The sequence below is a fragment of the Nocardioides sp. genome, assembly GCF_031422975.1.
Lineage (GTDB): Bacteria > Actinomycetota > Actinomycetes > Propionibacteriales > Nocardioidaceae > Nocardioides.
This window is the reverse complement of record NZ_JANPEO010000029.1, coordinates 1-18,099: the sequence shown is the minus strand read 5'-3', so window position 1 is coordinate 18,099 and position 18,099 is coordinate 1. Positions and strand designations below refer to the sequence as shown.

Here is an 18,099-nt window from a genome sequence, read left to right as displayed (position 1 = left end):
CGGCCGGTGCCGATCCCACCCGCCCCGAGCACCGGCACGTCCGGCCCGACCGCGTCCACGATCTCCGGCGTCAGCACCATCGAGGCGATCTCGCCCGTGTGGCCGCCCGCCTCGTAGCCCTGCGCGACGATGATGTCGACGCCGTTGGCGACGTGCGAGAGCGCGTGCTTGGCGGCCCCTGCCAGCGCCGCGACCTGGACCCCTGCGGCGTGTGCCTGCTCGATCACGTCGACCGGCGGCGAGCCGAGGGCGTTGGCGATCAGCACCGGCCGGTGGGCGAGCGCGATGTCGACGTGCGAGCGCGCGATCGAGTGCAGCCAGCCGAGCACGCCCTCACGACCCTCGCCCTCGGGCAGCGGCGGCACCCCGAGCTGCTGGAGGGTGCGCTCGACGAACGACACGTGCTCGGGCGGGATCATGGACGCCAGGTCGACGCTGGTCCCCTCGGTGGGCATCGTCATCGGCATGACCACGTCCACGCCGTACGGCCGGCCGTCGGTGTTGGCATCGAGCCAGGTCAGCGTGCGGTCGAGCTCGGCCGGGTCGTTGAAGCGGACGGCGCCCAGCACCCCCAGACCGCCGGCCCGCGACACCGCCGCTGCGACGTGCTCGGACGGCGTGAACGCGAAGATGGGGACGTCGATGCCGAACAGCTCGCACAGCGCGGTGCGCATCAGGACTGCACCCCCAGGGCAGCCAGCGCAAGCTCCTTGGCGCGCGGGTAGTTGGCCTTGCCGGTCGCGCTGCGCGGGATCTCGTCCACGAAGGAGACCGAGCGCGGCAGCTTGTAGCCCGACAACTGCCCGCGCAGGAACTCTCGCAGCTCCTCGAGCGTGGGCTGGGTTCCCGCACGCACCTGGACGACCGCGCTGACGGACTGGCCGTAGCTCTCGTCTGCGACACCGACGACCAGGACGTCGTACACGTCAGGATGACCCTTGAGCGCCATCTCGACCTCTTCTGGGTAGACCTTCTCGCCCCCGGTGTTGATGCAGTTGGAGCCGCGGCCGAGCAGCGTGACCTTGTGGCCCTCCTCGATCCGGGCGAAGTCGCCGGGCACCGAATAGCGCACCCCGTCGACGGTGATGAACGTCTGCGCGGACTTGACCTCGTCCTTGTAGTAGCCGATCGGCACGCTGCCGGACCGGGCGAGACGGCCGATCCGACCCACGCTGGTGGCGGGGTCGAGCACCTGGTTGTCCTCGTCGAGGATCACGGACTCGGCGCCCAGGGAGATCTGCGGTCCCTCGCCCAGGATGTTCTCCGCATCCTGCAGCCCGGTGCCCTGGAAGCCCGTCTCGCTCGAACCGACCGAGTCGGTGAAGAACGTGTTGGGGAACGCCTGCATCCAGCGCTCCTTGACGGGGCGGCTGAAGATCGCGGCGCTGCTCGCGACGGCCACCAGCGAGTCCGCGCGGTAGTCGCCGCGGTCGTACTCCTCGATCAGCGGCCGGGCCATCGCGTCGCCGGTCATGAAGATCAGCTGCACGCCGTTGGCCTCGATCGTGCGCCAGACCTCGGCCGCGTCGAACTTGGGGAGGAGGATCGTGCGGTGGCCGGCGAAGAGGTGCATGAGCATCGCGGCCTGCGCCCCGCCGTGCATGAGCGGACTCAGCGGAAAGGTCACCATGGGCTCGCCGCCAGCGGCTGTCCTCGACTGGTCGAACTCCTCGAGCCGGTTGCCGCTCATGAAGTCGATGCCGCCTCCGAGCACCCGCCAGAAGTCGGCGTGGCGCCACATCACCCCCTTGGGTGAGCCGGTCGTGCCCCCCGTGTAGACGATGTAGACGTCGTCGTCGGAACGCTCCTCGAAGTCGCGCTCGGCGCTCTGGCCCGCGAGGGCGTCGACCCACTCGATCCCGCCGTACGCCGAAATGTCCGCCGCCGAATCGGGCTCGGCCGGGTCCGGGATCGCCACCACCGACCGCAGCTTGGCGTGCTTGGGCGCGGTGCGCGCGACGAGCGGCGCATAGGGCCGCTCGTGCAGCAGCGCGACGATGTCGGAGTTGCCGAAGAGGTAGTCGAGCTCGGCCTCCACGTAGCGGTAGTTCACGTTGATCGCCACGGCGCGGATCTTGAAGATCGCGAGCACGCAGAAGACGTGCTCGATGCTGTTCTTGGCGTAGATGCCGACGGGGTCGCCGGGCTGCACACCGCGGGCCTGGAGGAAGTGCGCGAGCCGGTTGGCGTCGGCCTCCAGCTCGGAGTACGTCACGATGCGGTCGGCGACCTGGAGGATGCCGCGATCCGGAACGACGTCGACGGCGTGCTCGAAGAGATCGGCGATGTTGAGGGCCATGCCCGGAGACTAGAACACGTTCTCGTTTCTGACTAGGATCGCCCGCATGCCCGAAGAACCCGCGCACTGCCTCGTCGAGCAGGACGGCCACGTCCTGACCGTGACCATGAACCGGCCGGAGAAGAGGAACGCCCTCTCCGGCGCGATGCTCCGGCTGATGAGCGAGGCCTGGGACCGGGCCAACACCTCCCCATCTGTGCGCGTAGTCATCCTCACCGGGGCCGGTGGCGCGTTCTGCGCGGGCGCCGACCTGTCGGCCATGTCGGCGTCGTCGCCGTCGGAGAAGTTCGAGTCCGGGGAGTTCGACCCGGCGGTGATCAAGCCGCTGCTCAAGGGCTTCCGCCTGACCAAGCCACTGATCGCGGCCGTCGAGGGACCGGCCATCGCCGGCGGCACCGAGATCCTGCAGGCCACCGACCTCCGCGTCGCCGGCGCGTCGGCCCGGTTCGGGGTCTCGGAGGTGAGGTGGGGGCTCTACCCGCTCGGCGGATCTGCGGTGCGACTCCCCCGCCAGATCCCGTACACCGTGGCTGCGGACCTGCTCCTGACCGGCCGCCACATCACCGCGGCCGAGGCGCTGTCCTACGGCCTGATCGGGCACGTCGTCCCCGACGGCGAGGCGCTGGCGAAGGCGCGCTCGCTTGCGGAGCTGATCTGTGCCAACGGCCCGCTCGCCGTCCAGTCCGTGCTGGCGACCATCCGCACCTCCGAGGGCCGTCACGAGGACGAGTGCTGGGCAGACGACGCTCGCATCGGGGCGGCCGTGTTCGCCTCGTCCGACGCCCGCGAGGGGCCGCGCGCGTTCGTCGAGAAGCGGCCGCCGGAGTTCACCGGGAACTGACGCTCACGACACCGCGGACCGGAGGGTCCCCACCTGTTGGTGGCGCAGGGCCCTAGTGTGGCCACAGGATCCGCCGACAGTGAGGTCGACAGTTGCAGCTGCAGGCCGCCATCGTCCCGCCACCGTCCGTAGTCCAGGACGCACTGGCGGCGGCGCGGACCATCCACCTGAAGCCCGAAGCGCCCCAGGAGAAGCCGGGCCCCGTCGAGCGACTCTTCCAGCGGCGGAGCGAGCCGGCAGCCCCCGCGGCCTCACTCACGGTGGTGGCCTCAGAGGAGGCCTTCGTCCGTGTGGCGCGGTTGGGCAACGTCACCCCCGAGGACGCCCGCATCCTGGCCCGAGCCCTCGACCAGTTCGCTGCCGCCTGGCCAGCGCCCGTGGTGCACGTCGCCGAGCTCGGGATCGAGCTCTCCGACACCCAGCTCGTGATCAAGGCCCAGCTCGGCGGGGACACCGATGGCCTGCGAAGCATCTTCGACCAGTTCAACGACGCAGCCAAGGCTCAGCGCTTCTTCCTCGACCGACGGAGCTTTCGGCCCGAGTTCTTCGTGGCGTCCCTCGACCTTCCGGGCGACCCGTCGTTCCTCGACCGGCTCGACTGGGAGGCGGAGGCTCACCGGGGGCCCGACTGGCAGGTGACGGCCGTCTCCCTGATGCGTGCGAACTTCGGGGACAACGCGCCGACGTTCCACGAGGTCGAGACCCTCGCCCTGGGCGTCGACCCGACCGACGGGGCGAGGACCACCGGGAGCTGAGGCTAACGACACCGCGAACCACCGGTAGAGGAGGGGCTGCTCGGACGCCTCGAGTTCGACCAGCCCGAGATCTCGCACCGCATCTGCGGTGTCGGTCTCCACGTCGAGGAACCGAAGCACCGCGGGAGCCGCTGCCCACCCGGCCACCCACTCCTGGAGGTTGCGGAGCAACACCGGCACCGGGGGCCTGCTCCCGGCGTCGTCGATCGCCCAGAAGGTCAGGATCGCGCTGCCCGCGTGGGCCTCCGCGAGCCGGGTGCCGGTTCGTTCCACGTAGGCCGAAAGGGGGCGCAGGTAGGCGCAACCCACTTCCGTGCTCGCGTCCGGCGACAGGAGCGAACTGGCGAAGGCAACTCCCGCTGCGTGCTCCCGTTCATGCTGGGCCAAGAGAGGCCGGTTGTCCTCCTCGGTGAACCCGTCAGTCGGCCACAGACCTGCACTGTGCGCCTCGATTGCGCGCGGGCTCGACACGTAGGCCGCCGTGTCGCGCGACAGTCCCTCCATGGTCAGCGGGACGACCGAGAGGTCCGGCGTGTGGAGTTCGGGCGGCACCGGCCACCTGTGGGCGTTCACCTGCCCACCCTCACGCAGCTCGCAGCAACTCTGCAATCCGATGCTCCATGGGGCTCAGCCCGCTGCGGCCAGAGGAGGGTCTTGAGGCCACGATGGGCGGAGCCGTTGACCTGTAGCGGTGCCCGGTCGGGGTGATCGTCTCGACCGTGTGGACAGGCCCAGGTCGTGGCCATGCCTGCCAGCCGATGGCTTCCTTGGCGTAGTTGCACGACTCGCACAACCCCTGCGCGTTGGCCGCGCTGGTGGGGCCGCCGTGAGCCGCCTTGACGACGTGGTCGCGATGGCGGACCGGGGCGTCGCACCACGGAGTGCGGCACTGCTGGTCGCGCAGCTCGATGAAGTCAGCGAGATTGCCGTCGAAGGTGCGCTTCGTGGACTCCATGGCCACCAGCGCGCCGGTCCGGGGCTCCGCGAAGAGCCGCTGGAGAGTCACTTCGACGCCCTCGTCCAGGCCCTCGCGGATCCAGTCGCGCAACAGATCGGCCGGGATCGGACCATAGCCAGGGATGCTGGCGGGCTCGCCACTCTCGCCGAGGAGCGTGTCCACCCCGACAACGACGTTGACGGCCAGCGGAGGCACGTTCACCCCCTGCTCGCTCTGACCCAGGACGCGGGCGACCAGGGTGTCCGCCATGATCTGACCGCGACTGCGGGCATCGCCCGAGGCGACGAGTCGCGTGGCTTCGCGTTTGAGGGCGGCGAATACCGCCACGCCGTCTCGCACCGGTAGGGATGCCGTCAGCCACGTCATGGTGTCGGGAGCCGGCCGCACCGTGATCGTGCGCTCGCCCTCCGCACGACGTCGACGCTCGGCCACGGACGCGGGGTCAAGGCGGCTGGCCAGCTTGCGGGCGGCTCGCTCTGCTTCGCGGTCACCCATCGCCGACAGGCGGTCGGCGTCGGCCGCGAGTTCCTCGTCGATCTCGCGGCGATGCTCGACGTCGAGGCACGCCGTCTCGCGCGCAAGGATCGTGGCCCGCCACTCGGTGATGTGACCGCTGCGCAGCGCGCTCAGGGTGTGCGGCATCTCGGTCATGAGCACCTTTGCCAGGCCCAGGTGCCGACTGCCTCGCTGCGGTGACTCCCGCCTCGCGAGAGCGATCTGGTGACCGATCCCGTCGCCCTGCTTCTCGGGCCGGATGCCGCGTTCTGCGGCCACCTGTCGCTGGGAGGCATCGAAGGCAACAGCGATCGCCGCCTGCGCACCCTCGACCGCGCACTTGAGTTGTTCGAGTCCCCGCAGCACATCGATCCGCGTGACGTCGTCCGTCGGCAGTGCAGAGGTGGTCACCTTCGCCAGCATCAGGTCGACCACGGCAGGCTCGAGCACCAGCGGCGTGATGTCGCCTCTGGTGCTCGGCTTCGCGGTCGTTCCGATCATGTCTTCGACCCTAGACGCGACCACCGACATCGACCCGTGGCGCAGAATCCACTCGCCCGGTCGACCCATGGAGGGGAGACTGCTCGCGTGGATGACGAGATGCTCGCGCGCGCACTTCCCTCGCTGCTCGCCGACCTCTGGGGCATCGACAAGGCACGTGTGCAGCCGCTGGGAGGCGGGATGAACTCGGCGACGGCGCTCGTCGAGACGAGCGACGCAGGACGGTACGTCGCCAAGTGGTCGCGCGACGTCGAGTCCCTCGACGCAGGGTGCGTGAGCGCGGCGGCACTCGTCGAACGCGGAGTGCGGGCGGGCGAACCCGTCCGGACGACCGTCGGCGCCCTGACCGCGTCCATCGCGGGCGGTGCGCTGGCGTTGCTGCGCCACGTGCCGGGTCGCGAGCTGACCGGCGAGACGCCAACCGACCAGCAGTTGATCGGCACGACTCTCGCGCAGGCCCACCGTGCTGGCGGGCCGGAGTTGGGCACCGGTCCGTTCATGAGCGAGTGGCTGTCACCTCCGGACCAGGTGCCGGATGTTGCGGAGTGGCTCCCGAGCGCCCTTCAGGAGGTGCGCCGCGAGTACGCCGCGCTGCCGGCGCTCACCTGGACCCAGCTGCACACCGATCCAACGCCCGAAGCCTTCATCCACGATGCCGATGCCGATGTCACGGGCCTCATCGACTGGGCGGGAAGCTGTCGCGGCCCGGCGCTCTACGACGTCGCGTCGGCCGTGATGTACCTCGGCGGCCCCGACCAGTCCGAGCGGTTCCTGTCGTCGTACGTCGCCAGCGGCCCTCTCGAAGAGCCAGAGCTCGCATGGCTGGACCCATTGCGCCGGCTGCGTTGGGCGATCCAGGCCAGCTACTTCGCGAGCCGCATCGCGGCCGATGACCACACCGGGATCGAGGACGACCCGCAGCACAACCAGGCGTCCCTCGCGCGCGCTCGCCGAGGCCTTGACGAGACCGGATCACCCCGCCCCGTACGCTGAAATCATGAGTACGCGTGAGCTGACCGCTGATTCCTTCGAGCAGACCATCTCCGGCGAGGGCATCGTCCTCGTCGACTTCTGGGCCGAGTGGTGTGGCCCGTGCAAGCAGTTCGGACCCGTCTTCGAGGCGGCCGCGGAGGCCAACCCGGACATCACGTTCGGCAAGGTCGACACCGAGGCCGAGCAGGAGCTCGCCGGTCAGGCCGGCCTCTCCTCGATCCCCACACTGATGCTCTTCCGCGACGGCGTCCTGCTCTTCAACCAGGCCGGCGCGCTGCCGCCCAAGGCCCTCGGCGACATCATCAAGCAGGCCCGCGACCTCGACATGGACGAGGTACGCCGCCAGGCCGGCGCAGCAGAGCAGGCAGCCGACGCCGGCGAGGTGGGCCTCGACGACTTCGCCGCGGCCCATGCCGGGGGTGCCTACGTGCTCGACGTCCGCGAGGACCACGAGTTCACGGCCGGCCACGTGCCCGGTGCGGTCCACGTGCCGATGAACGACATCCCGACCCGGATCGCCGAGCTGCCGACCGACCAGCCGGTCTTCGTGATCTGCGCGGTCGGCGGTCGCAGCCGGCAGATCGTCGACTACCTCCGCGCGCAGGGGCTCAACGCGTTCAACGTCAGCGACGGCACCAGCGGCTGGGCCCAGCGCGGCTGGCCGCTCGACCGTTAACCGAAGATCGCCCGCAGCGCCTTCTTGTCCGGCTTGCCGAGCCCCGTGAGCGGGATCGAGTCGACCGCGATCACCTGCTTGGGAGCGTGCAGCGACCCCTTGCGCTCCTTCACGAGCGCGATGATCGACACGACGTCGGCCTCCGTCAACACGCCGTTGCGCGGCACGACGAGCGCGGTCACCGCTTCGCCGTACCGCTCGTGCGGGGTGCCGATGACCGCGACCTGCGCAACCGCCGGGTGGGTCGCGACGACGTCCTCGACCTCGCGCGGGAAGACGTTGAAGCCGCCGGTGACGATCATGTCCTTGGTGCGGTCGACGATGTACCAGAAGCCGTCCTCGTCCTCGCGCGCCACGTCCCCGGTGTGCAGCCAGCCGTCCCGGAACGCCTCGGCCGTCTCCTCGGGCAGCTTCCAGTAGCCGCCCGCGAGCAGCGGCCCGGCCACACAGATCTCCCCCGGTTCGCCGACGGCGACCGGCTCGCCGTCGTCGCCGAGCAGCGCCGTACGGATGAAGGCACTCGGCCGGCCGCAGGACGCCAGCCGTTCGGGAGTGTGGTCCCCCTTGGCGAGGTAGGTGATCACCATCGGCGCCTCGGACTGGCCGTAGAACTGCGCGAAGATCGGGCCGAACCGCCCGATCGCCTCCTGCAGCCTCGTCGGGTTGATCGCGGACGCGCCGTAGTAGACGGTCTCCAGGCTCGACAGGTCGCGGGTGTGGCTGTCGGGGTGGTCCATCAGCGCGTAGAGCATCGACGGCACCAACATCGTGGCGGTGATGCGTTCTCGCTCGATCGTCTCGAGGACGAGCGCCGGGTCGAACTTCGAGAGCACGAACAGCGAGCCGCCGCGGATCACCGTCGGCACGAAGAACGCCGCACCGGCGTGCGACAGCGGCGTGCACATCAAGAAGCGCGGCTCGCGCGGCCACTCCCACTCCGCGAGCTGGATCTGGCTCATCGTGTTCATCGCCTGCGCGGTGCCGATGACGCCCTTCGGGCGGCCGGTCGTGCCGCCGGTGTAGGCGATCGAGACGACGTGGTCGGGCGGCAGGTCCGCCGCGGTCAGCGTGAGGGCGTCGTACGCCGCAGCGCTGGCCGCCAGGTCGACACCGACGTGCGCCAGCGCGGGCGGGACCGGTCCGATCGTCAGCACCTGCCGCAGCCCGGGACAGCGCTCGAGCAGGCCCAGCGCGCGCTCGACGAAGACCGGATCGATGATCAGCGTCGTGATCTCGGCGTCGTTGATGACGTAGGCCTGGTCCTCGAGGCTGCCGAGCGGGTGCAGGCTGGTGCGCCGATAGCCCTGCGTCTGGCCGGCGCCGAGGATGAACAGCACCTCGGGGCGGTTCAACGCCAACAACGCGGTCGCGTCGCCGGACCCCGCGCCCAGGGCCTCGAACGCCTGGACGTAGCGACTGATCTCGTCGGCCGTCTGCCCACCGGTGAGGGTGGTGTCGCCGAGGTGCATGACCGGCTTGTCGCGGTGCCGCTTGAGGGCGGCGACCATCAGGTGGCCGTTGTGGGTCGGCGTGCGCAGGGAGTCGGTCACACCCCGCACACTAGAACGCGTTCTAGTGTGCGGCAATCTCTCAGCGGTGCGCAGCCAGCCACGCGATGACGTCAGCGGTGACCGCGTCGCGGTTGGTCTCGTTGAAGATCTCGTGCCGCGCACCGTCGTAGACCTTGACGGTCACGTCGGTGACGCCGGCGTCGCGGTAGCGCTGCCCGAGCACCTGGACGAGCTGGCCCCCACCCGCCAACGGGTCGGCGGAGCCCGAGGCGATCAGGATCGGCAGGTCGGAACGGATGCCGGACAGCGCCTGGGGGTCGGCGAGGGTCGCAGCCGCGCCGAAGAGCAAGGGCACCGTCTCCTCGGGCAGGTCGAAGCCGCAGAGCGGGTCGGCGACATACGCATCGACCTCGGCCTCGTCCCGGGAGAGCCACTCGTAGCCGGTGCGGCGCTCGAACCCCTTGTTGAACACCTCCAGTCCGACCGGCCCGTCGGACTCGGCCAGCCCGGCCGCCAGCAGGTCCAGCGCGGTCGATCCGGAGAGCACCACGCCGGCGTACAGGTCGGAGTGCTCGAGCAGGACCGACTGGGCGGCGAACGAACCCATCGAGTGGGCGATCAGGAACAGCTTCAGGTCCGGGCGGTCCTCGCGGAGCGTGGCGCCGTACGCCGCGGTGTCGGCGATCAGCCCGTCGAACCCGACCTTGCCGAAGTCGCCGGGCCTCCCGTCGATCGACTGCCCGTGGCCGCGGTGGTCGTGGGCGTGAACGAGGTAGCCGGCCGCGTTGAGTTCCGCCGCGAGCCGAGCGTAGCGAGCGGAGTGCTCGCCCAGTCCGTGCGCGATCTGGACGGCCGCGCCCGGCACGAAGAGGTCGTCCCACGTGTAGGTGGCAAGAATCGTCTCATCGGCGGGCGACGTGAAGGAGGAACTCTTGACGGTCATGGCGACACGCTAGGGCCTAGACGAGCACTTCCGCGATGGTTCTCACCTCATCGGCGGTGCGGCAGGAGAGCAGCAGGGTCGTGACTCCCGTGGATTCCCACTCCGCCGCGCGCTCCCTGACGTAGCCCGCGTCGCCGATGATGTGCATGTCGTGCACGAGCTCGTCGGGGATCAGCGCGGTGGCCTGGTCCCTGCGGCCGGCCAGGTAGAGGCCCTGCACCTCGTCCGAGAGCTCCTGGTGACCCATCCGCTCGAAGACCTGCTTGTGGAAGTTGGCGTCCTTCGCGCCCATGCCGCCCATGTAGAGCGACACCACGGCCTTCAAGCCCTCGACCACGGCGACGCGTTCGGCGTCCGAGGTGGTGATCTGCACGTGGCACGTGGCGGCGATCTCGAAGTCTGCGCGAGTCCGCCGGGCGCCTGCACGCGCGAAGCCCTCGTCGAGCCACGGCTGGTACATCGCAGCGGAGCCGGGCGTGTAGAAGATCGGGATCCAGCCGTCGGCGATCTCGGCCGTCAGGGCGACGTTCTTGGGGCCCTCGGCTCCCAGCCAGATCGGGATGTCGGCGCGCAGCGGGTGCACGATCGACCTGAGTGGCTTGCCGAGCCCGACGGCGTTCTCGCCGGTGAACGGCAGCGGGTAGTGCGGACCGTCATTGGTCACCGGGGCCTCACGGGCCAGCACCTGGCGGATGACGTCGACCACCTCGCGGGTGCGCGCCAGGGGCTTGGAGAACGGGACGCCGTACCACCCCTCCACGACCTGGGGGCCGCTCACGCCCATGCCCAGGACGACCCGGCCGCCGGAGAGGTGGTCGAGGGTCAACGCGTGCATCGCGATCGAGGTCGGCGCGCGGCCGGACATCTGCACGATCGAGGTGCCCAGTCGCACCCTCGACGTCTCGCGCCCCCACCAGGCGAGGGGCGTGAACGCGTCCGATCCCCACGCCTCGGCGGTGAAGATCGCGTCGAACCCCGACTCCTCCGCGGCCGTGACGAGCTCGGCGACGCCGGTGGGCGGCTGCGCGCCCCAGTAGCCCAGCTGCAGACCCAGTTTCATGTCCACCACTCTGGCAGACGCCTTGCCGCCATTACTAGAACGTGTTTCACTTTCGGCCATGTCGCGCACGCTGTCCCAACCCGTGACCGTGGCCTTCGACTACACCCGCTCGACGGGGCCGGTCATCGGCCGCTTCCTCACCGGGCTGCGCGACGGGGTCCTCCTCGGCGGTCGTACGGCGAGCGGCCGGGTGCTCGTACCGCCGCCCGAGTTCGACCCGCAGACCCATGGCGCGATCACCGAGTTCGTCGAGGTCGGCCCCGGCGGGGTGGTGACCAGTTGGACCTGGGTGCCCGAGCCGGTCGCCGGGCAACCGTTCGCCCGCCCGTTCTCGTGGGTGCTGGTCACCTTCGACGACGCCGACTGCCCGATGCTGCTCGCCCTGGACGCTGCACGCGACGAGATCGAGACCGGGATGCGGGTCACCGTCCGCTGGGCGGGCGAGCGGGTCGGCGCGATCACCGACATCGCCTGTGTCACCCCGGAGACGTCGGTGCGCGAGGCCGCCCGACGCCGCGCCGACATCCCCGAGGCGGCCGTCAGCCGCGTCGTCTCGCCCATCTCCCTCGACTACCTCTACGCCGCGTCCCCCGAGGAGTCGGCCTTCTTCGCCGGCCTCGCCGAAGGCAGGCTGATCGGCCAGCGCTGCCCGGTGTGCCGCAAGGTCTATGTGCCGCCGCGCGGTGCGTGCCCGGTGGACGGGGTGCCGACGACCGACGAGGTGGAGCTGCCCCCGACCGGCACGATCACGACGTTCTGCATCGTCAACGTGCCGTTCCTCGGCCAGAAGATCGCCCCGCCCTACGTCAGCGCCTACGTGCTCCTCGACGGCGCGGACATCGCGATCCAGCACCTGATCCTGGAGATCGCGGCCGACGAGGTGCGCATGGGGATGCGGGTCGAGGCCGTGTGGCGCCCGCGCGACGAGTGGGGCACCACCATCGAGAACATCGCACACTTCCGGCCCACCGGCGAGCCCGATGCCGACTACGAGACCTACAAGGTGCACCTGTGAGGGATGTCGCGGTCGTCGGCTTCGCCCAGCGACAGATGCGGGAGTTCGACGGGTCCCCCACCTGCGTCGAGCTGCTCGTGCCCATCTTCCGGGAGTGCTACGAGCAGACCGGCCTCACCCGCAAGGACATCGGCTTCTGGTGCTCCGGTTCGAGCGACTACCTCGCCGGGCGGTCGTTCTCCTTCGTCAGCGCCATCGACGCCATCGGTGCGCTGCCACCGATCAACGAGTCGCACGTCGAGATGGACGCCGCCTGGGCGCTCTACGAGGCGTGGCTCAAGATCCAGACCGGCGAGGTCGACACCGCGCTGGTCTACGGCTTCGGCAAGTCGAGCGCGAGCGTGCTGCGGCGTACCCTCGCGCTCCAGCTCGACCCCTACACGATGACGCCGCTGTGGCCCGACACCGTCTCCATCGCCGCCCTGCAGGCGCGGCTCGGCCTCGATCAGGGCCTGTGGGACGAGGCGGCACTGGCGTCCGTGGTCGACCGCTCGCTGTGCGACGCCGAGAGCAACGAGTGGGCGATCCGCAGGGGCGCGTCGAGCGTCGAGGATCTCCTGGCGCGGCCGTTGTACGCCGACCCGCTGCGCAAGCACGACATCGCCCCCGTCTCCGACGGAGCCGCCGCGATCGTGCTCGCCGCCGGCGACCGCGCCCGGGACGCCTGCGAGCGGCCGGCCTGGATCACCCACATCTCGCACCACATCGATCCGCTGCACCTCGGCGAGCGCGACCTGACGACGTCGCCCTCGACGAGGCGCTCGGCGCCAACCAGGCCCGTCCAGGTCGCGGAGCTGCACGCGCCGTTCTCCCACCAGGAGCTGATCCTCAGGCGCGAGCTCCAGCTGGCCGATGACGTCGCGATCAACCCGAGCGGCGGCGCGCTGGCCGCCAACCCGATGTTCAGCGCCGGCCTCAACCGGATCGGCGAGGCGGCGAAGCGGGTCTGGGACGGCAGCGCCGACGCCGTGCTGGGCCATGCCACGAGCGGCCCGGCGCTCCAGCAGAACCTCGTCGCCCTGATGGAGGCGCGCGGATGAGCAAGCAGGCGGCCGCCGTCATCGGCATCGGCCAGACCCATCACCGCGCCAAGCGCGAGGACGTCTCGATGGCGGGGCTGTGCCGTGAGGCGATCGACCGCGCACTGGCGGATGCGGGTGTCGGTTTCGACGACATCGACGCGGTGGTCGTCGGCAAGGCGCCCGACCTGTTCGAGGGCGTGATGATGCCCGAGCTGTTCCTTGCCGAGGCACTCGGCGCCGTCGGCAAGCCGCTGCTGCGGGTCCACACGGCCGGCTCGGTCGGCGGCTCGACCGCCATCGTCGCGGCGTCGCTCGTCCAGGCCGGGGTGCACAAGCGGGTGCTGGCGGTGGCGTTCGAGAAGCAGTCGGAGTCCAACGCGATGTGGGCGCTCTCGGTCCCCGTGCCGTTCGTGTTGCCGGTCCACGCGGGCGCGGGCGGCTACTTCGCCCCGCACGTCCGCTCCTACATCCGCCGCTCGGGGGCACCCAGCCACATCGGCGCGATCGTCGCGGCCAAGGACCGCGCCAACGGGTGCAGGAACCCCTACGCGCACCTGCGCAACCCCGACACCACGGTCGAGTCCGTGCTCGCCAGCCAGATGCTCTGGGACCCGATCCGCTACGACGAGACCTGCCCGTCCTCGGACGGCGCGTGCGCCCTCGTCATCGCCGACGCCGACACCGCAGCATCGATCGACAACCCGGCCTGGATCCACGGCACCGTGATGCGCAGCGAGCCGACCACTGCGGCCGAGCGCGACCAGGTCAACCCGCTCGCCGGACGCGAGGCGGCCGCCGTCCTGTGGAAGCAGGCCGGGATCACCAACCCGCTCGAGGAGATCGACGCCGCCGAGATCTACGTGCCGTTCTCATGGTTCGAGCCGATGTGGCTGGAGAACCTCGGCTTCGTGCCGGAGGGCTCGGGCTGGCAGCTGACCGAGGCCGGCGACACCGCTCTCGACGGCCGGTTGCCCGTCAACGCCTCCGGCGGCGTGCTCTCGTCCAACCCGATCGGCGCGTCGGGCATGCTGCGGTTCGCCGAGGCGGCCCTGCAGGTGCGCGGCCGGGCCGGCGAGCACCAGGTCGACGGCGTACGCCGCGCGCTGGGCCATGCCTACGGCGGTGGCTCGCAGTTCTTCGCGATGTGGGTGGTGGGCGTGGAACCGCCCGACTGAGTCAGGCGGAGTAGGTGACCGGGAGCGCCTTGATGCCGTTGATCCACCCCGACCGCAGGCGCCGCTCGGGGCCGTTGGCGGCGATGTGGGGCAGCTTGTCGGCGATCACGTTGAACATGATCTCGACCTCGAGCCGGGCCAGGTTGGCACCGATGCAGTAGTGCGCACCGTGCCCGCCGAAGGCGACGTGCGGGTTGGGGTCGCGGGTGATGTCGAACGTGTCCGGGTCGGTGAAGACCTCGCCGTCGTGGTTGGCGCTGGCATAGAAGATGCCGACCCGCTGACCGGCCGCGATCCGCTGACCGCTGATCTCGGTGTCGACCGTCGCCGTACGTTGGAAGACAGTCACCGGCGTGGCCCAGCGGATGATCTCGTCGACCGCCGTCCTCGGGCGCTCCTGCTTGAAGAGCTCCCACTGGTCGGGGTGGTCGAAGAAGGCCTTCATGCCGTGCGTGATCGCGTTGCGCGTCGTCTCGTTGCCGGCGACCGCGAGCAGGATCACGAAATAGCCGAACTCGTCGTCGCCGAGGTGCCCGTGGCCGTCGATGTCGGCGGTGACGAGCTTGGTGATGATGTCGTCGCGCGGGTTGGCCCGGCGGTCCTCGGCCATGCCCATCGCGTAGCCGAGGATCTCGGCCGCCGCGATGGCCGGATCGACGTCGTAGTCCGGGTCGTCGTAGGCCAGCATCTGGTTGGACCAGTCGAAGAGCTTGCGGCGGTCCTCCTGCGGCACACCGAGGAGCTCGGCGATGGCCTGCAACGGCAGCTCGGAGGCGATGTCCTCGACGAAGTCGCCCGAGCCCTTCGCGATCGCATCGTCGACGATCTTCTCCGCCCACTCCTGCAGCGTCTCGTGCAGCGCACCGATGGCACGCGGGGTGAACCCGCGGCTGATGATCTGACGGCTCTTGGTGTGGTCCGGCGGGTCCTGGTTGATCAGCATGACCCGCTGGAGCTCGACCTCCTCGCGCGTGATCTGCGAGTTGAGGCGGATGATCGCGGTGTTCTCGCTCGTCACGAAGTCCTTGGACTTCGAGACCAGCGAGACGTCCTCGTGGCGACTGATCGCCCAGTAGCCGGTGCCGCCCTCCATGCCGGCGCGCGATGCCGGGGGCTGCTCGATCCAGAAGACCGGAGCGTTCTGGCGCAGCGCGAGGAACTCCGCGTGCGGCACGCCCGCCTCGTTGAGCTCCGGATCGGTCGGGTCGAAGCCGTCGGGAAGAAACATAGAACACGTTCTAGTACAGTTTGTCGGCATGGGCAACCCCGTGATCGTCGAAGCAGTTCGTACGCCGCTGGGCAAGCGCCGTGGGTGGTTGTCGGGTGTGCACGCGGCCGACCTGCTCGGCGCCTCGCTCGTCGAGGTCGTCCGCCGCTCGGGCGTCGATCCGGCGCTCGTCGGGCAGGTCATCGGCGGCTGCGTGACCCAGGCCGGCGAGCAGTCCAACAACATGGTCCGCCGCGCCTGGATGCACGCCGGGCTGCCCAACGAGGTCGCGTCCACCGTGGTCGACGCCCAGTGCTCCTCGGCCCAACAGGCCACGCACCTGATCAACGCGATGATCGCCGGCGGAGCCATCGCCGCCGGCATCGCGTGCGGAGTGGAGTCGATGTCTCGCGTCGGCCTGGGCGCCAACGTGCCGCCCGGCACCGGCGACCCGCGGCCCTCGTCGTGGGACATCGACCTGCCCAACCAGTTCGAGGGGGCCGACCGCATCGTCCGCGACCGCGGGTTCTCGCGCGCCGACGTCGACGAGTTCGGGCTGTGGTCGCAGCAGAAGGCCCGGATCGCTCTCGACGAGGGACGGTTCGTCCGGGAGGTCTTCGCGGTGCCCGCTCCCGTGCTCGACGCGGACGGCGCCCCCACCGGCTCCACACGGCTGGTGGACACCGACCAGGGCGTCCGCGACACGTCACTCGACGCCTTGGCCGGCCTCAAGGCGGTGCTCGAAGGCGGCACGCACACGGCCGGCACATCGTCCCAGATCTCCGACGGCTCGTCGGCGCTGCTGCTGATGGACTCGTCGCTGGCGGCATCGCTCGGACTGCGTCCCCGCGCCCGGATCGTCGCGTCCTGCCTGGTCGGAGCCGATCCCTACTACCACCTCGACGGTCCCGTCCAGGCGACCGAGCGCCTGCTCGCCGATGCCGGGATGTCGATCTCGGACCTCGACCTCTGCGAGGTCAACGAGGCCTTCGCGGGCGTCGTGATGTCGTGGGCCTCGGTCCACCGCGTCCCGCCCGACAAGATCAACGTCAACGGTGGCGCCATCGCCCTCGGTCACCCCGTCGGCTCGACCGGCACCCGGCTCCTCACCACGGCGCTGCACGAGCTGGAACGCCGCGACGCCTCGACCGCGCTGGTCTCCATGTGCGCCGGCGGCGCCCAGGCGTCCGGGACGATCATCGAGCGCATCTGACTCAGCGCACGGTCACCTGCCCGGCGTCGACCTCCCACCGCTGGTCGAGCTGGACGTTCGCCAGCAGGCGGCGGTCGTGCGAGACGAGCAGCAGCGTGCCGTCGTAGGACTCGAGCGCCTGCTCGAGCTGCTCGATCGCGGGCAGGTCGAGGTGGTTGGTGGGCTCGTCGAGGACGAGCAGGTTGACCCCGCGGGCCTGGAGCAGTGCCATCGCGGCGCGGGTCCGCTCCCCGGGGGAGAGCCGCACGACGAGGCTGGCGACCTGGTCGGCCCTGAGCCCGAACTTCGCCAGCAGGGTGCGTACCTCCGCCGCGGTCATGGACGGGACCGCGGCCTCGAAGGCGTCGCCGAGGGGCAGGTCCTCGGCGAGCGAGGTGCGCGCCTGGTCGATCTCGCCGACCGCGACGGTGGCGCCCATCGACGCGCGCCCCTCGTCGGGCGTGGTGTGGCCGAGAAGCAGCCGGAGCAGCGTCGTCTTGCCGGCGCCGTTGGGGCCGGTGATCGCGATCCGGTCGCCCGCGGTGACCTGCAGCGAGGCGGGGCCGAGCACGAAGTCGCCCAGGCGCGCGGTCGCCGCGTCGAGGGTCGCGACGACACTCGACGAGCGGGGCGCGGCGGCGATGTCGAACTTCAGCGTCCATTCCTTGCGCGGCTCCTCGACCTCGTCGAGGCGCGCGATCCGCGACTCCATCTGGCGCACCTTCTGGCCCTGCTTCTCCGAGGACTCGGTCTGCGCCTTGCGCCGGATCTTGTCGTTGTCGGGCGACTTCTTCATCGCGTTGCGGACGCCCTGGGAGCTCCACTCGCGCTGCGTGCGTGCCCGGGCCACGAGGTCGGCCTTCTTGTCCGCGAACTCGTCGTAGGCATCGCGCGCGTGCCGCCGGGCGACCGCCCGCTCCTCGAGGAACGCGTCGTAGCCGCCGTCGTAGACCGCGACCTGCTGCTGGGCCAGGTCGAGCTCGACGATGCGGGTGACGCAGCGGGCGAGGAACTCCCGGTCGTGCGAGACGAGGACGACACCCGCGCGCAGTCCGCGGACGAACGACTCGAGTCGCTCGAGCCCGTCGAGGTCGAGGTCGTTGGTGGGGTCGTCGAGCAGCACGATGTCGAAGCGGCTGAGCAGCAGCGCGGCGAGCGCCACGCGCGCGGCCTGCCCTCCGGACAGCGACGTCATCAACGCGTCCGTACCGACGCTCAGCCCGAGCTCGGCCAGCGTCGCGGGTGCCCGGTCCTCGAGGTCGGGGGCACCGCTGGCGAGCCAGTGGTCGAGCGCGACCGCGTAGTTGTCGCCCGCCTCTTCTCCGCCTTGCTCCAGCGCTTCGGCCGTGGTCTCCATCGCCTCGGTCGCCGCGGCTGCGCCCGTACGGCGAGCGAGATAACCCGCAAGGGTCTCCCCCGCGATGAGGTCGCGATGGGTCTCCATGGCGGCCATCGC

16 protein-coding genes are annotated in these 18,099 nt (G+C 70.5%); 8 read left to right on the top strand and 8 right to left on the bottom strand.

Features of this window, described 5'->3' with window-relative positions; all coding sequences use genetic code 11:
- On the bottom strand, nucleotides 1–674 hold a 674-nt coding region (locus tag RMO85_RS00960; protein WP_310525879.1), incomplete at its 3' end, for a nitronate monooxygenase.
- Nucleotides 674–2,299 carry an acyl-CoA synthetase gene (locus RMO85_RS00955; RefSeq protein WP_310525878.1) on the bottom strand — a complete coding sequence of 542 codons (1,626 nt, stop codon included), beginning with the start codon at nucleotides 2,297–2,299 and terminating at the stop codon, nucleotides 674–676. The genes RMO85_RS00955 and RMO85_RS00960, both read right to left, overlap by 1 nt.
- Before the next feature lie 46 nt (nucleotides 2,300–2,345).
- On the opposite strand from RMO85_RS00955, the gene RMO85_RS00950 reads away from it, so the two are divergent.
- Both RMO85_RS00950 and RMO85_RS00945 read left to right on the top strand, forming a co-directional pair.
- Nucleotides 2,346–3,140, top strand: coding sequence for a crotonase/enoyl-CoA hydratase family protein (locus tag RMO85_RS00950; protein ID WP_310525877.1), 795 nt, complete (start codon nucleotides 2,346–2,348; stop codon nucleotides 3,138–3,140).
- A 92-nt stretch (nucleotides 3,141–3,232) separates the two neighbouring features.
- On the top strand, nucleotides 3,233–3,895 hold the full coding sequence (locus tag RMO85_RS00945; RefSeq protein ID WP_310525876.1) for a hypothetical protein: 663 nt from the start codon (nucleotides 3,233–3,235) through the stop codon (nucleotides 3,893–3,895).
- Between the two features lie 583 nt (nucleotides 3,896–4,478).
- Here RMO85_RS00945 and RMO85_RS00940 read toward each other — a convergent pair.
- Entirely contained in the window at nucleotides 4,479–5,849 is a 1,371-nt protein-coding gene (locus RMO85_RS00940; protein WP_310525874.1) for a DUF222 domain-containing protein, read from the bottom strand.
- Nucleotides 5,850–5,936: 87 nt separating this feature from the next.
- Here RMO85_RS00940 and RMO85_RS00935 point away from each other — a divergent pair, with 87 nt between their 5' ends.
- Both RMO85_RS00935 and trxA read left to right on the top strand, forming a co-directional pair.
- Nucleotides 5,937–6,842: a phosphotransferase gene (locus tag RMO85_RS00935; protein ID WP_310525873.1), complete on the top strand. Its 906-nt coding sequence runs from the start codon at nucleotides 5,937–5,939 to the stop codon at nucleotides 6,840–6,842.
- A gap of 4 nt (nucleotides 6,843–6,846) precedes the next feature.
- Nucleotides 6,847–7,518 carry a thioredoxin gene (trxA, locus tag RMO85_RS00930; RefSeq protein ID WP_310525872.1) on the top strand — a complete coding sequence of 224 codons (672 nt, stop codon included), beginning with the start codon at nucleotides 6,847–6,849 and terminating at the stop codon, nucleotides 7,516–7,518.
- On the opposite strand, the gene fadD8 is transcribed toward trxA, so the two are convergent.
- From fadD8 to RMO85_RS00915, 3 genes are read right to left on the bottom strand one after another with little or no spacing between them, the layout of a single operon-like run.
- Nucleotides 7,515–9,068, bottom strand: coding sequence for a fatty-acid--CoA ligase FadD8 (gene fadD8, locus RMO85_RS00925; RefSeq protein ID WP_310525870.1), 1,554 nt, complete (start codon nucleotides 9,066–9,068; stop codon nucleotides 7,515–7,517). The two genes, trxA and fadD8, sit on opposite strands and share 4 nt — an antisense overlap.
- A 40-nt stretch (nucleotides 9,069–9,108) precedes the next feature.
- The gene (locus RMO85_RS00920) at nucleotides 9,109–9,972 is read right to left on the bottom strand and encodes an alpha/beta hydrolase (RefSeq protein ID WP_310525869.1); all 864 of its coding nucleotides are present in this window, start codon (nucleotides 9,970–9,972) and stop codon (nucleotides 9,109–9,111) included.
- A 16-nt stretch (nucleotides 9,973–9,988) separates the two neighbouring features.
- Nucleotides 9,989–11,032: an LLM class F420-dependent oxidoreductase gene (locus RMO85_RS00915; protein ID WP_310525868.1), complete on the bottom strand. Its 1,044-nt coding sequence runs from the start codon at nucleotides 11,030–11,032 to the stop codon at nucleotides 9,989–9,991.
- Nucleotides 11,033–11,090: 58 nt separating this feature from the next.
- Here RMO85_RS00915 and RMO85_RS00910 point away from each other — a divergent pair, with 58 nt between their 5' ends.
- Genes RMO85_RS00910 through RMO85_RS00900 form a run of 3 tightly spaced genes read left to right on the top strand, consistent with a single transcriptional unit; the run spans nucleotide 11,091 to nucleotide 14,244 of the window.
- The gene (locus tag RMO85_RS00910; RefSeq protein ID WP_310525867.1) at nucleotides 11,091–12,047 is read left to right on the top strand and encodes an OB-fold domain-containing protein; all 957 of its coding nucleotides are present in this window, start codon (nucleotides 11,091–11,093) and stop codon (nucleotides 12,045–12,047) included.
- Complete coding sequence (locus RMO85_RS00905; protein ID WP_310525866.1) at nucleotides 12,044–13,087, top strand: thiolase domain-containing protein; 1,044 nt, start codon at nucleotides 12,044–12,046, stop codon at nucleotides 13,085–13,087. Before RMO85_RS00910 ends, RMO85_RS00905 begins: the two co-directional genes overlap by 4 nt.
- Entirely contained in the window at nucleotides 13,084–14,244 is a 1,161-nt protein-coding gene (locus RMO85_RS00900; RefSeq protein ID WP_310525864.1) for a thiolase domain-containing protein, read from the top strand. Before RMO85_RS00905 ends, RMO85_RS00900 begins: the two co-directional genes overlap by 4 nt.
- A gap of 1 nt (nucleotide 14,245) precedes the next feature.
- On the opposite strand, the gene RMO85_RS00895 is transcribed toward RMO85_RS00900, so the two are convergent.
- Nucleotides 14,246–15,472 (bottom strand): cytochrome P450, encoded by a 1,227-nt coding sequence (locus RMO85_RS00895; RefSeq protein ID WP_310525862.1) that lies wholly within the window; start codon nucleotides 15,470–15,472, stop codon nucleotides 14,246–14,248.
- Between the two features lie 28 nt (nucleotides 15,473–15,500).
- Between RMO85_RS00895 and RMO85_RS00890 the strand changes: the two genes are divergently transcribed.
- A complete protein-coding gene (locus tag RMO85_RS00890; RefSeq protein WP_310525861.1) occupies nucleotides 15,501–16,664 on the top strand; it encodes a steroid 3-ketoacyl-CoA thiolase in 1,164 nt (387 codons plus the stop codon).
- A 1-nt stretch (nucleotide 16,665) separates the two neighbouring features.
- Here the strand turns inward: RMO85_RS00890 and RMO85_RS00885 are convergent.
- The coding region (locus RMO85_RS00885; protein ID WP_310525860.1) for an ATP-binding cassette domain-containing protein at nucleotides 16,666–18,099 on the bottom strand (1,434 nt) is incomplete at its 5' end.

Excerpts from the sequence above, each read along its gene's own strand:
- RMO85_RS00915 (WP_310525868.1), bottom strand. The coding sequence starts at position 11,032 with ATGAAACTGGGTCTGCAGCTGGGCTACTGGGGCGCGCAGCCGCCCACC.
- RMO85_RS00950 (WP_310525877.1), top strand. The coding sequence starts at position 2,346 with ATGCCCGAAGAACCCGCGCACTGCCTCGTCGAGCAGGACGGCCACGTC.
- RMO85_RS00890 (WP_310525861.1), top strand. The coding sequence starts at position 15,501 with ATGGGCAACCCCGTGATCGTCGAAGCAGTTCGTACGCCGCTGGGCAAG.
- RMO85_RS00955 (WP_310525878.1), bottom strand. The coding sequence starts at position 2,299 with ATGGCCCTCAACATCGCCGATCTCTTCGAGCACGCCGTCGACGTCGTT.
- RMO85_RS00920 (WP_310525869.1), bottom strand. The coding sequence starts at position 9,972 with ATGACCGTCAAGAGTTCCTCCTTCACGTCGCCCGCCGATGAGACGATT.
- RMO85_RS00900 (WP_310525864.1), top strand. The coding sequence starts at position 13,084 with ATGAGCAAGCAGGCGGCCGCCGTCATCGGCATCGGCCAGACCCATCAC.
- RMO85_RS00895 (WP_310525862.1), bottom strand. The coding sequence starts at position 15,472 with ATGTTTCTTCCCGACGGCTTCGACCCGACCGATCCGGAGCTCAACGAG.
- RMO85_RS00910 (WP_310525867.1), top strand. The coding sequence starts at position 11,091 with ATGTCGCGCACGCTGTCCCAACCCGTGACCGTGGCCTTCGACTACACC.
- RMO85_RS00940 (WP_310525874.1), bottom strand. The coding sequence starts at position 5,849 with ATGATCGGAACGACCGCGAAGCCGAGCACCAGAGGCGACATCACGCCG.
- trxA (WP_310525872.1), top strand. The coding sequence starts at position 6,847 with ATGAGTACGCGTGAGCTGACCGCTGATTCCTTCGAGCAGACCATCTCC.